The following is a 14,013-nucleotide window of genomic DNA, read 5'->3' as shown; positions in this document are numbered from 1 at the left end:
CTTGATATTAGGATAACAAATGTAGCATGTTTTTTAATGACATTAATGACCACAAGCAAGCTGTATAAACTTTTCAGAATCTTACACAAGTAAAAGCCCGTGATAAAAACCTGTTTTATAATACCTCTTAGAGCATAAAAAAATTTTAACTTTAAAGTCACTTCTTTGTTAATAGAGGAAAGAAACACAAATAGTATTTGAGACTAATTTAGTTTTATGGATAAATTCTCATTTCTGGGTAACAGTGAAATCGGCTCGATAGACGAACTTTACCAGCAATATAAGCAAGATCCCGATTCGGTTGATAAAGACTATCAGCAGTTTTTTCAAGGTTTTGATTTTGCACTTGAAAATTACCAGCAACCAACCTCTTCAGGGGTCGTTGATAAAGAATTTCATGTTTTAAACCTGATACACGGTTATCGTCAGCGAGGACATTTGTTTACGCAAACCAATCCGGTTCGCTCACGTCGTAAGTATTTTCCAACCTTAGATGTTGAGAACTTCAAACTATCTGATAAGGACCTTAATACGGTTTTTCAGGCTGGTAATGAGTTGGGTATAGGCGATGCCCCTTTAAAAACAATTATAGAGCACCTGCAACAAACCTATTGTCAGTCGGTAGCGGTTGAATACTTGTATATTCGCCACCCCGAAATTCTATCGTGGATGAAAACGCGTATGGAGAGTGTTAAAAACACCCCAGCCTTTTCGCCTGAAAAGAAAAAGACAATTTTTAGGCAGTTGAATACAGCTGTTGGTTTCGAGAGTTTTATTCACAAAAAGTTTGTGGGTCAAAAACGTTTTTCTTTAGAGGGTTCAGAGACTTTAATTCCAGGTTTACACGCTCTTATTAATAAAGGTGCTGAGTTAGGTGCCGAGGAGGTTGTGATTGGGATGGCCCACCGAGGTCGTTTGAATGTTATGACCAACATACTTCAAAAGCCCTATCAAAACGTTTTTAAAGAGTTTGTGGGCGATGAGTACGAAGATGGCATTTCATTGGGCGATGTGAAATATCACCTGGGCTATTGCAGCGATATTGAAACAGAAAACGGGAAGAAAGTAAGGGTTAATTTAGCGCCAAACCCATCTCATTTAGAAACCGTTGCTCCAATTATTGAGGGTATTTCCCGTTCGAAGATTGATCATAAATACAACAAAGATTTTGATAAAGTAGTACCGATTGTTGTGCATGGCGATGCTGCTATTGCAGGACAAGGTGTAGCTTATGAGGTGGTGCAAATGGCACAGCTACGTGGTTACAAAACGGGCGGTACTATTCATATTGTTATTAACAACCAGGTTGGTTTTACAACAGGATATCTCGAGGGACGCTCTTCTACTTATTGTACCGATGTGGGTAAGGTTACCCGATCGCCTGTTTTTCATGTGAATGGAGATGATGTGGAAGCTTTGGTTTATACCATAGAGCTGGCCATGGAGTATCGTCAGCGCTTTAATTCAGACGTATTTATTGATTTGTTGTCCTACCGTAAATACGGACACAACGAGGGAGATGAACCACGCTTTACGCAACCATTGTTGTATAAGGAAATAGCGCGACACAAGAATCCACGTGATATTTATAAGCTTAAATTAGAAAGTGAAAATGTGGTGTCGAAAGAAGACGCTAAAAAAGAAGAAGTTAATTTCAATCAATTATTAGAGGAGGAGTTAAGTGCTTCTAAAACCATTGAGAAAGTGGTTATTCAACGATTCCTGCACGATGACTGGACTGATTATCGCTACTCAGAACCTGAAGATTTTGTTACTTCACCAGACACATCGTTAAAACGTAAGAACCTTTTAAAGCTGCTAGATCGAATCAACTATTTGCCAGAGGATAAGAAGTTCTTTAAGAAACTGCATAAAATTGTTGGCGATAGAAAAACGATGGTAGAAGAAGATCGTTTAGATTGGGCCTTGGGAGAACAGTTGGCCTATGCATCATTAGTAAGTGAAGGACATCCTGTTCGCTTAAGCGGACAAGACGCAGAGCGAGGTACATTTGCTCACCGCCATGCTGCCATGATGCAAGAAGACACCGACAAGCGCTATCGGCCTTTACAGCATATTTCACCTGATCAGGCGACCTTTAAGGTATTTAACTCATTACTATCGGAGTATGGTGTGATGGGATTTGAATACGGATACTCATTGGCTAAACCCAGTGGATTAACCATTTGGGAAGCACAATTTGGGGATTTCTACAATGTGGCACAGGTTATCATTGATCAGTATATTTCATCAGCCGAAGAAAAGTGGGGCTTAATGAATGGCCTTGTATTGTTGCTGCCTCACGGTTTTGAAGGGCAAGGTCCTGAGCACTCAAGTGCACGAGTAGAACGTTTCTTGTCATTGGCTGCCCGCAACAACATGCAAGTTGTTAATTGTACCACACCAGCTAACTTCTTCCATGTTTTACGTCGTCAGTTGAAACGAGAGTTTCGAATTCCTTTGGTGGTATTTACGCCTAAGAGTCTGTTGCGTCATCCAAAATGCACATCTTTATTAAGTGATTTTGAAGAGGGTGGTTTTAAAGAAATCATCGATGACAACAATGTGGATGTGGATGAAGTGAAGCGTGTGGTATTTTGTACAGGAAAAATCTATTACGATCTTTTGGCACGCAAAGAAGAATTAGATGCGCGTGATGTGGCTTTGATTCGTATGGAACAGATGCATCCGTTCCCAAAAGAACAAGTGAACGATATCCTTAAAAAATACAAGAACGCAATGTTACACCTTTGGGTGCAGGAAGAGCCTGAAAATATGGGTGCTTGGAATTACATCCGCAGTAAAATGGTTGGAGTAGACATTGTTCCTGTAGCTCGTATTGCTAGTGGTAGTCCTGCAACAGGTCTAAATGGCCTGCATGTAATTGGTCAAAACGAAATTGTGAATAAAGTATTTAAGGCTTGTCACTGCGAACGTCAATTGAAGTATTGTGGTTTGCAATGTGTTGAAGGAAAATCCAGAACTGAGATTTTAAAACAACACAAGTATTTTGAAGAAAAACCAAGGTTTTCAATATAAGAATTAGTCAGTAGTTAAATATCAGTAGTCAGAAGTATGGGTATAAGGCTTAAGTCTTCTCACTTCGGATTAAAATTTTGTAAATATGATTGTTGAAATAAATGTTCCTACGCCTGGTGAATCCATTACTGAAGTAGAATTGGCTACATGGATGGTTTCAGATGGTGATATTGTAGAGAAAGATCAGGAAATAGCAGAAATAGAATCTGATAAAGCAACCCTTTCCTTGTTGGCTACAGAGGCTGGTAAGATCAAAATTTTGGTTGAAGGTGGCGAAACAGTGGCTGTTGGTGCAGTAGCTTGCTCAGTAGATACTGATTTTGCTGGTGAAGCGAGTGTGAGTAAAGTAAATACTGAAGAAACAGTTGAGCCTGAAAAATCTGTAAAACCAGATGATAAAGTAGCAGCAAAGGCTGATGTGAAGCCTGAAAAATCAAATGATTATCCAAATGCGAAAGTATCTCCATTGGCTCAAAAGAAAATGGATGATCTTAACTTAGATGTTAATCAAGTAATTGATGGCTTAAAGCGCATATCAACTAAGGAAGTTGACTTGGTAAAGGAACTGCCAGCCGAAAGTGAAGCTTCAACAGGTGGTACTTCAGCTTTTATTAGCAATTCTGCCAGCCGCGATGCTGAACGACAGAAGATGACATCGCTTCGAAAGAAGTTAAGTCAGCGATTAGTGGCCGTTAAAAACGAAACGGCCATGCTAACGACTTTCAACGAAGTGGATATGTCGGCAGTAATGCAATTGCGAAAAAAGTATCAAGCTAAATTCATTGATAAGCATGGTGTAAAACTAGGTTTTATGTCATTCTTCATTAAAGCTGCATCTTTGGCCTTAAAGCATCATCCGATGGTGAATGCTATGATTGATGGAGAAGAAATTGTAATGCCAGAATACCATGATGTTTCGGTGGCAGTTCAAACACCCAAGGGATTAATGGTGCCAGTTATCCGAAATGTTGAGACATTAAGTCTTGATGGTATCGAATCGGGGCTAAAGGGGCTTGCTGAAAAAGCACGGAAAGGAAAAATTGGCCTGGAAGATATGACTGGAGGCACTTTTACAGTTACCAACGGGGGTGTTTTTGGCTCCATGTTGAGTACACCAATCATCAATCCACCGCAATCAGCCATTATGGGAATGCACAACATAGTTGAGCGTCCAGTAGCTGTGAATGGACAAGTGGAAATTCGTCCAATTATGTACTTAGCCTTGTCCTACGATCATCGTATTATTGATGGTAAAGATTCGGTAGGCTTTTTGGTAAAAGTAAAAGAAATGATTGAAGACCCAGCAAAACTTTTAGCAGGAGGTTTTGATCCTGAGCAAGCAGTGTTGGGCTTATAAAATATGTACAGAATTTAAATGATAAAGGGAGCGCGTTTGTGTTCCCTTTTTCTTTGATAAAAGCAACTGCCTGAAAAAATTTTTATGCAAGTTGCTTTAGCATACCATTAAAAATGTAATGGTGAAATGGTAGAACTGCAAACCAATATAGCCTTCCCAAGAGACCCTTTGGGCGAAATGTGGCAGTCTGTGTTAACTGTCTACCGTCTAAATTAAACTCAAGCCAGGCTTCACCAGGAAGTTTCATTTCGGCATATAATAATAATCGCCCTTCGTCTTTATTGGCATAAACAACGCGCCAAAAGTCAATGACGTCACCCGATTCTATTTTTGTTCGATGAGTGCGCCCTCTTCTTAGTCCGACACCTTTATTTAAACGATCGATAAAACCTCTTAACTGCCACAACCAATTGGCAAAATGCCATCCGGTAAAACCACCAATGCGCCATATTTTTTCCAAGGTTACATTGGGTTTTGAAACATTGATTATACGCTTGTCAATAAAGCAGCCATAGGTGGGTACCATTATAAAATCAGATAACTTAAAGTCATGGTTGCTAACAATCAATGCATCTCTCCAGCTTGATAATATTTTCTCATCTTTTATTTCGCTGAATGCTGATTTTAAAGATTCAACATAACTAACTGGTTCGATTTCGAGAAGCTGATTAATTCTATTGTCTCTGCAAATTACTTCAATTTTCATGCTGTCAACCAAGGCTGTGGCTAATTTATACGAGGTTGAAGTGATAAAGTATAACCAATAAGACGATAAACGAGGAGTCATCACAGGTGCTACATAAATGTACCGTTTAAGTTGACGCACGAAGGCAAACTTTAAAAGCATTTCTTTATAAGAAAGTGCATCGGGGCCGCCAATATCAAAATTAGTATTCAACATTTGTGGGTTTCCAAGGCTTTTAATGAGGATATTTATAACATCATAAATGCCTATTGGTTGACATTTTGTATTCAACCATTTCGGAGTTATCATTACTGGTAGCTTTTCAACTAAATCGCGTATTATTTCAAAAGATGCACTTCCAGCACCAATTATAATCCCAGCTCTTAGGCATGTTAAAGCAAAAGTTCCTTTGTTTAATTCTAGCTCAACATCCTTACGTGATTGTAAATGTGGCGATAGTTTATACTCATTTATAATACCACTTAGGTAAACAACCTGTTTAATACCAATGTGATCGGCTTTTTTTCTAAAATTTAATGCTGATTTTAATTCTAATGATTGATAATTGCTTGCACTGGACATGGAGTGAACTAGGTAGTAGGCTGCATCAATGTCTTCCGGTATAGAATTTAATGACTCAAAAGTTGTTAAGTCACCTTCAATGACTGTAATTGAGGATTGAAAAGAACTAGGTATATGAAACCGATCTTTATCTCTAACAAGGCATACTATATGGTGCCTCTTTTGAATTAACAAAGGAAGTAAGCGTTTACCAATGTAGCCAGTTGCACCTGTCAATAATACCTTCATAATAATAGAAAGCAATTGATTGGCTTAATGTTCAATTGTAAAGTAAATTTACTAAACGGGTTTGCCCTGTTTACTTTGCATTTTTACAATAACAGGATGTAAGAAAACGGCTGCAAGAATGACCAAAGTACCAATGTAAAAACCTCCTGACATAAATTCACTTTGTCCGAATATAGCAAAGGCCAATAAAATGCCATACACGGGTTCCATATTAATGGCAAGAACCACGGTGTATGCCGAAAGCACTTTCATTACATCCACAGCCACCACAAATGCATAAGCTGTGCATGCTATACCCAAAATAAGGATGTAGATTATATCCGTACTGTTTGGCATTAGTAAGTTGTTTGGTAGTACATCGGTTAGTAAAAGAAACACACCTATACTAATAAAACCGCTTATCATCTCATAAAAGCTGATCGTTACTGGATGATGCTTATCGATAAAGAGTTTGTTTAAAACTGTGAAAAGACCTGCCAAAAAAGCTGAAATTAAAGCGGTAACAATGCCTTTCCAAAAGCTTAGCTCAAATTGGAAGATGAGGTAAAGTCCTCCAATTATTAATAAGCCAATGAATACTTCTACCCATTGTACGCGTTTTCTAAATATGATAGGTTCGAGAAAGCTCGCAAAGAGAGTGGTGGAAGCCATGCATCCTAGTGTGACTGAAACATTGGATATTTTTACCGCATGAAAAAAGGTAATCCAGTGAAAAGCAACAACCAAACCAACACCCATTATTTTTAAGATGGATTGCCAGCCAATTTGGAATGGTATCTTTTTAAACCAAATAACACCACCAAGTACCACCATAGCTATAAACATTCGATACCAAACCATTTGGGCAGCGGGTAACAGAATTAATTTACCTAAAATGGCTGTAATACCATATAAAAGCACAACAAAATGTAGTTTTAGGTGGTTCTTTAATAGCTTATTCATCAGCAGGGTAATTGTTTTATATTATTTGAGCAGCAAAAGTAGAAATATTGTTGAACTAACACCTTATTTTTGTAGCTGATGATTTTATAAAAAGGACTTAAAACAATTAATATGAAGAAAATTGTAAAGGTTTCGTCACTTGCTGTTACAATGACCATAGCCATGCTACTATTCGACGGATGCTCAACTGTGCCAATTACTGGCCGTAAGCAATTAAACCTAGTTTCAGATTCTGAAATGATGAATATGAGTTTTAATCAATATGATCAGTTTCTGAAAGAAAATAAACTGTCGACCAATAAAGAGCAGGTTGAGATGGTGAAGCGTTGTGGCAAACGCATTGCAGCTGCTGTTGAGAAATACATGGCGGATAATGGATATTCAAGCCATATACAAGGTTTTGATTGGGAGTTTAATTTGGTGGATGAAGATATACCCAATGCTTGGTGTATGCCTGGAGGTAAAGTGGTTTTTTACACTGGAATTTTACCATTTACTCAAAACGAAGAGGGCTTAGCTGTTGTTATGGGGCATGAGATAGCGCATGCTGTTGCCAAACATGGTAATGAACGAATGAGTAATGAAATGGCTGTGCAAATGGGAGGAACGGCTCTTTCTGTCGCAGTTGATGAAAAGCCTGAAGAGACAAAAGCCATTTATATGGCGGCTTTCGGCTTAGGAGCTCAGTATGGATTTATGTTGCCATACTCTCGTACGCATGAGACAGAAGCAGATAAGATGGGGCTTATTTTTATGGCCATGGCTGGATATAATCCCGAGGAGGCTGTTCAATTCTGGGGGCGTATGGCGGCCTCAGGGGGTCAAAAGCCACCAGAGTTTATGAGTACCCACCCTGCCGATGATACCAGGATAAAGAATTTACAAGCTTATATGCCAGAGGCTTTAAAGTATTATAAAAAGTAACTGAACGAGAAGCGCCTGCAATAGGGCGCTTTTTTGCATTATAGATGCTTGCTTATTGTATCTTAATAAATACTAAGCCAAACCAATTGGGACTGGATGATGATGAATTAAAAACGATTATTTAAAAAGCTGCTTATGAATGAGGGAAAGATAAGGTGTAACTGGTGCGAAGGATCAGAATTATACCGAGCTTATCATGATAAGGAATGGGGGGTACCACTTCACGATGATCAACAGTTATTTGAATTTTTAATTTTAGAGGGTTTTCAAGCTGGTTTAAGTTGGTCAACCATACTCAACAAGCGAGCTGCATTTAGAGATGCCTTTGATGAGTTTGATGCTTCGGTAATAGTGAATTATACACCTCAAAAGGTTGAAGAACTGCTAAATAATAAAGGTATCGTGCGTAATAGACTAAAAATAAACGCAGCCATTAAAAATGCTAAAGCATTTCTGCACATGCAGAAAGTTCACGATTCATTCAATCAGTATATATGGGAATTTGTCAATCATCAACCCATACAAAATAGTTTTAAGCACCTATCAGAAGTGCCTGCAACAACAAATGTTTCTGATGCCATGAGTAAGCAGCTTAAGAAAGATGGTTTTTCATTTGTGGGAAGCACTATTTGTTACGCCTTTATGCAGGCTACAGGCATGGTTAATGATCATATTATAAGTTGTTACCGACACAGCGAGTGTAAACGTTCCTAAGATTGGCAATCGACTATCACAATTTATAGCTTAGTTATTAATAATTTCTTTCTACTTTTAAGCATCTAACTTAATGGTTAAAATACGATGATTCAAAAAAGCACAATAAGTTTACTCCTTTGTTTATTAATGGGCTGGCAAGTGGCAGCTCAAACATCCGATAGTATCAAAACAACACAAGTGTATACCTATCAAATTTTTCGTGAAATAGGCAGTACATCCTGGATACACACGCAAGAAGCTTTTGCTGAAGCAGAAGCTGCAGAGGCCGATGTGATTATTTTGCACATGAATACTTACGGTGGTCAAGTAGTTTTTGCCGATTCAATCCGTACTAAAATATTAAATAGTAGTATTCCAGTTCATGTGTTTATCGATAACAATGCTGCCTCAGCAGGAGCTTTAATTTCCATAGCCTGCGATAGTATTTATATGCGACCAGGAGCAAATATTGGAGCGGCAACGGTGGTGAACCAAAGCGGAGAAAAGATGCCAGATAAATATCAGTCGTACATGCGTTCTACCATTCGTGCAACAGCAGAAGCACATGGCAAAGATACCATTGTTATGGGGCAAGATACAACGTATCGTTGGCGTCGCGATCCACATATTGCTGAAGCAATGGTAGATGAGAGTTTTTATATCGAAAATGTAGTGGACACTGGTAAGATATTAACATTTACCACATTGGAAGCCATTGAAAATGGTTTTTGCGAGGGGCAAGCTAATAGTATTGAAGAAGTATTGGCCAAATTAAAAATATATGACTATGAGATGACATCTTTCAAGCCGTCTTTTTACGATGGTTTAAAAGGATTATTAACCAGTCCTGTACTACAAGGTATCTTAATACTGGTTATAATGGGAGGTATTTACTTTGAATTACAAACCCCAGGTGTTGGCTTTCCTTTGTTGGCAGCAGGCATTGCAGCAGTTTTGTATTTCTCTCCTTTGTACATCGATGGACTGGCGGATAATTGGGAAATTATCATTTTCATTATTGGTTTGGTGTTAATCGCATTGGAGGTATTCGTGATTCCTGGTTTTGGTGTAGCCGGTGTATCTGGTGTAACACTTGTTTTGGGAGGCTTAACCTTAAGTCTGCTCAATAACGATGTATTTAATTTCGATGGGGTCGGATTCAATAAGCTTCTGGAAGCGATGGGCATTGTTCTATCTGGTCTCTTTGGTGGTTTTCTTGCTATTATCTATTTGAGTAAAAAGCTGTTTGCCTCGTCTACTTTCGGAGCTAAAATTGCTTTGCAAACCGAAGAGAACATTGAATTGGGTTATATTGGTGTAGAAGCAGCATTGGTTGACTTGGTAGGTGAGCTTGGAGAGGCCAACACCAGTTTACGACCATCAGGCAAAATAATCATTAACGATGAATTGTATGATGCTGTAGCTGAAAGTGGTTTTATTGAAAAGGGAACCAAAATAAGGGTCACTCGTTTTTTACATGGCCAGCTTTATGTCATGATACAGAAATAAGGATGCAAGTTTGGTCTCCATCAATGAAATAAGTATAATTGTAGGAAATTAAGAAAATGATAAAGCAACAACTTCATATGTATTGGTGGCAATGCTCAACTTTTAATAAGGTGGGATAGAAGCTGTATGTATTAAAATATTTAAAGCCGTAGGAATTCCACCTGCGGCTTTTGTTTTTTTATAGAATTATTAACCATGACCTTTATTAATTGTAAAGGTTGTAATACTAAAATAAATGGATAAATCATTATTAGCCGATGAGGTAATGCCTAATGCAGAAGGCTTTTTTGGTGAGTACGGAGGACGTTTTGTACCACCAATGCTAGAGCCTATTATGCAGGAGATTACCGAGGCCTATCAAAAAATTAAAGACGATCCGGTTTTTCAAGAAGAATTATACTATTTGCAAAAACACTACACAGGACGTCCATCTCCGGTTTTTCATGCAAAAAACCTTTCTGAAAAAATGGGCGGTGCGCAAATCTACCTCAAGCGCGAAGATTTAAACCACACAGGAGCACATAAAATTAACCATTGCTTAGGCGAAGCTTTGCTGGCCAAAAAAATGGGCAAGAAAAAAATTATTGCTGAAACAGGTGCAGGGCAACACGGTGTAGCATTGGCTACCGCTGCGGCTTTGGTTGGCCTGGAATGCGATATCTACATGGGTGAAGTAGATATATACAAAGAACATCCCAATGTGGTTCGAATGAAAATTTTAGGGGCCAATGTTATTCCGGCTACTCATGGATTAAAAACCCTTAAAGAGGCCGTTGACTCAGCCTTTGAAGCCTATCTATCCGATCCTGTTAACCAGTTATACGCCATTGGCTCGGTAGTAGGACCACATCCTTTTCCTATGATGGTGCGCGATTTTCAAGCCATTGTTGGTCGCGAAGCCAAAGAGCAGTTTCAAGAGTTAACAGGAGCTTTACCAAACAACTTGGTTGCCTGCGTTGGTGGTGGTTCCAATGCCATTGGTTTGTTTACTGCTTTTCTAGATGATGAAAAGGTAAATATTTATGGAGTTGAGCCTGCTGGAACCAGTTTTAAAACCGGCGAACATGCTGCCACCTTAAGCTTGGGGCAACCAGGTATGATCCATGGCTTTAAATGTTACTTATTGCAAGATGAAAATGGAGAACCAGCACCTGTTAACACAGTAGCATCTGGATTAGATTACCCTGGTGTTGGGCCACAACACTCATACCTAAAAGATATTAAGCGCGTTAATTACCAAAGTATAAACGATAAAGAGGCTGTTGATGCCTTTATGCTTTTAGCGCGTCAGGAGGGTATTATTCCCGCTTTAGAAAGTTCTCATGCAGTGGCTTATGCTTTAAAGTTGGCGGCAGAACTGCCAAAGGATCAAACCATATTAGTGAACCTTTCTGGACGTGGCGATAAGGATATCGATTACGTTGTAGAGAAGTTTGGTCAGAATTATGGGATAGAGGAGTAAAAGCATTTTTACAAAAGGTAAGTAGCCCGACACGAAGTAATTCATGTCGGGTTTTTCATTAATAAATATCTACTTTTGCACTCTAATACAGAAAGCGTGAATTTCAATCCATACAACATAGATTTACCCATTACTGAGGTTATTGATGAGGTGAAGCAGCACTTATCCAATAGCAATGCCTTAATTGTTAATGCGCCTCCTGGAGCAGGTAAAAGTACACTTCTACCCTTGGCATTGTTAAATGAGAATTGGCTCAATGGTCAAAAAATCATCATGTTGGAACCTCGACGATTAGCGGCGCGTAGTATTGCCCTGCGCATGGCTGATCTTTTGGGCGAAAAAGTTGGGCAGCGTGTAGGATATCGTATTCGCTTCGATAATTGTATTGGACCCAATACACAGCTAGAAGTTGTAACGGAGGGAATACTAACCCGTATGCTGCAAAGCGATAATGCTTTGGAAGGCGTTGGTATGGTTATTTTTGATGAGTTTCACGAACGTAGTTTGTTTGCAGATGTGGCTTTAGCACTCTCACGTGAGGCACAACAGGTATTGCGCCCCGATCTTCGCTTAATGATTATGTCGGCCACCTTAAATATGCCCCAATTAACCCATTTATTGCAAGCACCAGCAGTGCTTAGTCAAGGTCGACAATACCCAGTCGAGATTATACATGAAGGAGATAATGATGTGACAATGCTGCCTGAGCTTACAGCTCGGGTTGTGTCAAAGGCTGTGAAAGAACAAGATGGGGATATACTTGTATTTCTGCCTGGAGAAGGAGAAATAAGAGCTTGTGAAACTATTCTGAAGAAAAAGCATCGCGATATTTCCATTCATCCTTTATTCGGACAATTACCACCCAATAAGCAGTATGCTGCAATTATGCCACACAGGGAGGGTAAACGTAAAATTATACTAGCCACCTCTATAGCTGAAACCAGTCTTACTATTGAAGGAGTTAAAGTTGTGGTTGACAGTGGTTTTTCACGAACGCTTAAGTTCAATCCAAATTCAGGTTTGTCACGTTTAGAAACGGTTGATATAACTCTCGATTCAGCTGATCAGAGAGCTGGTCGTGCAGGGCGATTAGGACCTGGCGTGTGCTACAGAATGTGGAGTAAAGCCACTCATAATCGCTTGCAAGAGCATCGAACACCCGAAATTGAAGAGGCCGATTTGGCTTCGTTGGTATTGGAGATGGCACAATGGGGAGTTGAAAATATAAATACTTTAACGTGGATGAGTGCTCCTCCGCAAGGTCATGTATCGCAGGCTACAGAATTGTTACATCATTTGGAAGCCATGGATGATAACCGAATTACAGAGCATGGTAAAGCCGTTCATCGTTTGCCTTGTCATCCGCGTTTGGCGCACATGCTGTTAATGGCTCAAGAGGATGGATTAACGGCTTTGGCGAGTGATGTGGCAGCTTTGTTAGAGGAACGTGATCCTTTGGGAAAAGAGGCTGGTATTGACATTAATACAAGGATTGATGCCTTGCGACGTCATAGAACAGGGACAATTAAAAACAAACATTTGGGTCGCATCGCTAAAATTGCAGAGCAATACAGTCGTATGTTAAATGTTGATGCCGATAATTCGTCACATGATCCCTTTGAAACAGGGGTGTTGTTGGTGCATGCATTTCCCGAACGCATTGCGCATGCTAAACCTGGAAATAATGCACAGTTTAAATTGGCCAATGGTAGTATAGCTGCAGCAGGACATAAAGATGATTTGGCACATGAGGCCTGGTTGGCCATTGCTAATGTGAATGCGCGCGAAGGAGTAGGCAAGATATTTTTAGCATCGCCATTGAATCCACAGGATTTGGCTCCAATGCTAAAAACTGTAGATGCTGTTAGTTGGGATACTAAAAGGGGCGGCTTTAAGGCTCAAACAGAATTGCGAATTGGAAGTATTGTGTTGCAAAGTAAGCCCTTACAACAGTTTGATGAATCCTTAAAAAGTGAAGCAATTTCAAATGCATTGAAGAAAGAAGGAGCTTGGTTACTCGATTTTAGCAAGGATGTAACGCAATGGCAAAACCGAGTTTTAAGTTTAAGAAAATGGGATAAAGAACACAGCTGGCCCGACGTGTCAACTGATAATCTTTTAAAAACCAATGCCGAATGGTTATCCCCTTATTTATCATCTGTTAAAAAGCCCGAAGATCTCAAGAAGATTAATCTGAAAGATGTATTGCACCATCATTTGGAATACGAATTACAGGGCTTATTAGATAAACAGGCGCCTGAGCGCATAGCGGTGCCAAGTGGTTCTTCTGTAAAGCTAAGCTACCAAGCCAATGGCGAAGCACCCATTCTTGCGGTTCGTTTGCAAGAGGTCTTTGGCATGCTTGAGACACCAAAGGTAAACTTAGGGGGAGTAAATGTGTTGTTGCACCTATTATCTCCAGGTTTTAAGCCTGTTCAAATAACCAACGATCTTAATAGCTTTTGGAACAATGCTTATTTCGAAGTCAAGAAAGAGCTCAAAGCACGCTATCCTAAGCATCATTGGCCGGATAACCCTTTGGAAGCAGAGGCCTTAAGAGGAGTGAAGAGGCGTAAAAAAGACTGATAG

9 protein-coding genes are annotated in these 14,013 nt (G+C 39.5%); 7 read left to right on the top strand and 2 right to left on the bottom strand.

Translation table 11 applies throughout. The annotated features are described in order from the left end of the window. Positions 1 to 216 precede the first annotated feature (216 nt). Both FNN09_RS09765 and odhB read left to right on the top strand, forming a co-directional pair. Entirely contained in the window at positions 217 to 3,039 is a 2,823-nt protein-coding gene (locus FNN09_RS09765; RefSeq protein WP_143301970.1) for a 2-oxoglutarate dehydrogenase E1 component, read from the top strand. Between the two features lie 85 nt (positions 3,040 to 3,124). After that, positions 3,125 to 4,396, top strand: a complete 1,272-nt coding sequence (gene odhB, locus FNN09_RS09760) for a 2-oxoglutarate dehydrogenase complex dihydrolipoyllysine-residue succinyltransferase (protein ID WP_143301968.1) — start codon at positions 3,125 to 3,127, stop codon at positions 4,394 to 4,396. 82 nt (positions 4,397 to 4,478) lie between these two features. Here the strand turns inward: odhB and FNN09_RS09755 are convergent, their stop codons facing one another. Beyond that, the gene (locus FNN09_RS09755) at positions 4,479 to 5,891 is read right to left on the bottom strand and encodes an SDR family oxidoreductase (RefSeq protein ID WP_143301966.1); all 1,413 of its coding nucleotides are present in this window, start codon (positions 5,889 to 5,891) and stop codon (positions 4,479 to 4,481) included. Positions 5,892 to 5,942: 51 nt separating this feature from the next. Beyond that, on the bottom strand, positions 5,943 to 6,833 hold the full coding sequence (locus FNN09_RS09750; protein WP_143301964.1) for a DMT family transporter: 891 nt from the start codon (positions 6,831 to 6,833) through the stop codon (positions 5,943 to 5,945). 111 nt (positions 6,834 to 6,944) lie between these two features. Here FNN09_RS09750 and FNN09_RS09745 point away from each other — a divergent pair, with 111 nt between their 5' ends. The 5 genes from FNN09_RS09745 to hrpB all read left to right on the top strand — a co-directional run bounded on the left by FNN09_RS09745 (position 6,945) and on the right by hrpB (position 14,010). Next, the gene (locus FNN09_RS09745; protein ID WP_143301962.1) at positions 6,945 to 7,757 is read left to right on the top strand and encodes a M48 family metallopeptidase; all 813 of its coding nucleotides are present in this window, start codon (positions 6,945 to 6,947) and stop codon (positions 7,755 to 7,757) included. A gap of 135 nt (positions 7,758 to 7,892) precedes the next feature. Then, positions 7,893 to 8,471, top strand: coding sequence for a DNA-3-methyladenine glycosylase I (locus FNN09_RS09740; RefSeq protein WP_143301960.1), 579 nt, complete (start codon positions 7,893 to 7,895; stop codon positions 8,469 to 8,471). Between the two features lie 87 nt (positions 8,472 to 8,558). Further along, positions 8,559 to 9,962 carry a nodulation protein NfeD gene (locus FNN09_RS09735; RefSeq protein WP_143301958.1) on the top strand — a complete coding sequence of 468 codons (1,404 nt, stop codon included), beginning with the start codon at positions 8,559 to 8,561 and terminating at the stop codon, positions 9,960 to 9,962. Positions 9,963 to 10,197: 235 nt separating this feature from the next. After that, positions 10,198 to 11,424: a tryptophan synthase subunit beta gene (trpB, locus tag FNN09_RS09730; protein ID WP_143301956.1), complete on the top strand. Its 1,227-nt coding sequence runs from the start codon at positions 10,198 to 10,200 to the stop codon at positions 11,422 to 11,424. A gap of 96 nt (positions 11,425 to 11,520) precedes the next feature. Next, entirely contained in the window at positions 11,521 to 14,010 is a 2,490-nt protein-coding gene (gene hrpB / locus FNN09_RS09725) for an ATP-dependent helicase HrpB (RefSeq protein WP_143301955.1), read from the top strand. The last annotated feature ends 3 nt before the right edge of the window (positions 14,011 to 14,013 follow it).

Source organism: Carboxylicivirga sp. M1479 (assembly GCF_007097485.1).
Classification (GTDB): Bacteria; Bacteroidota; Bacteroidia; order Bacteroidales; family Marinilabiliaceae; genus Carboxylicivirga.
This window is presented reverse-complemented; position numbering and strand designations above follow the sequence as displayed.

Excerpts from the sequence above, each read along its gene's own strand:
- FNN09_RS09750 (WP_143301964.1), bottom strand. The coding sequence starts at position 6,833 with ATGAATAAGCTATTAAAGAACCACCTAAAACTACATTTTGTTGTGCTT.
- trpB (WP_143301956.1), top strand. The coding sequence starts at position 10,198 with ATGGATAAATCATTATTAGCCGATGAGGTAATGCCTAATGCAGAAGGC.
- FNN09_RS09740 (WP_143301960.1), top strand. The coding sequence starts at position 7,893 with ATGAATGAGGGAAAGATAAGGTGTAACTGGTGCGAAGGATCAGAATTA.
- FNN09_RS09735 (WP_143301958.1), top strand. The coding sequence starts at position 8,559 with ATGATTCAAAAAAGCACAATAAGTTTACTCCTTTGTTTATTAATGGGC.
- odhB (WP_143301968.1), top strand. The coding sequence starts at position 3,125 with ATGATTGTTGAAATAAATGTTCCTACGCCTGGTGAATCCATTACTGAA.
- FNN09_RS09745 (WP_143301962.1), top strand. The coding sequence starts at position 6,945 with ATGAAGAAAATTGTAAAGGTTTCGTCACTTGCTGTTACAATGACCATA.
- FNN09_RS09765 (WP_143301970.1), top strand. The coding sequence starts at position 217 with ATGGATAAATTCTCATTTCTGGGTAACAGTGAAATCGGCTCGATAGAC.
- FNN09_RS09755 (WP_143301966.1), bottom strand. The coding sequence starts at position 5,891 with ATGAAGGTATTATTGACAGGTGCAACTGGCTACATTGGTAAACGCTTA.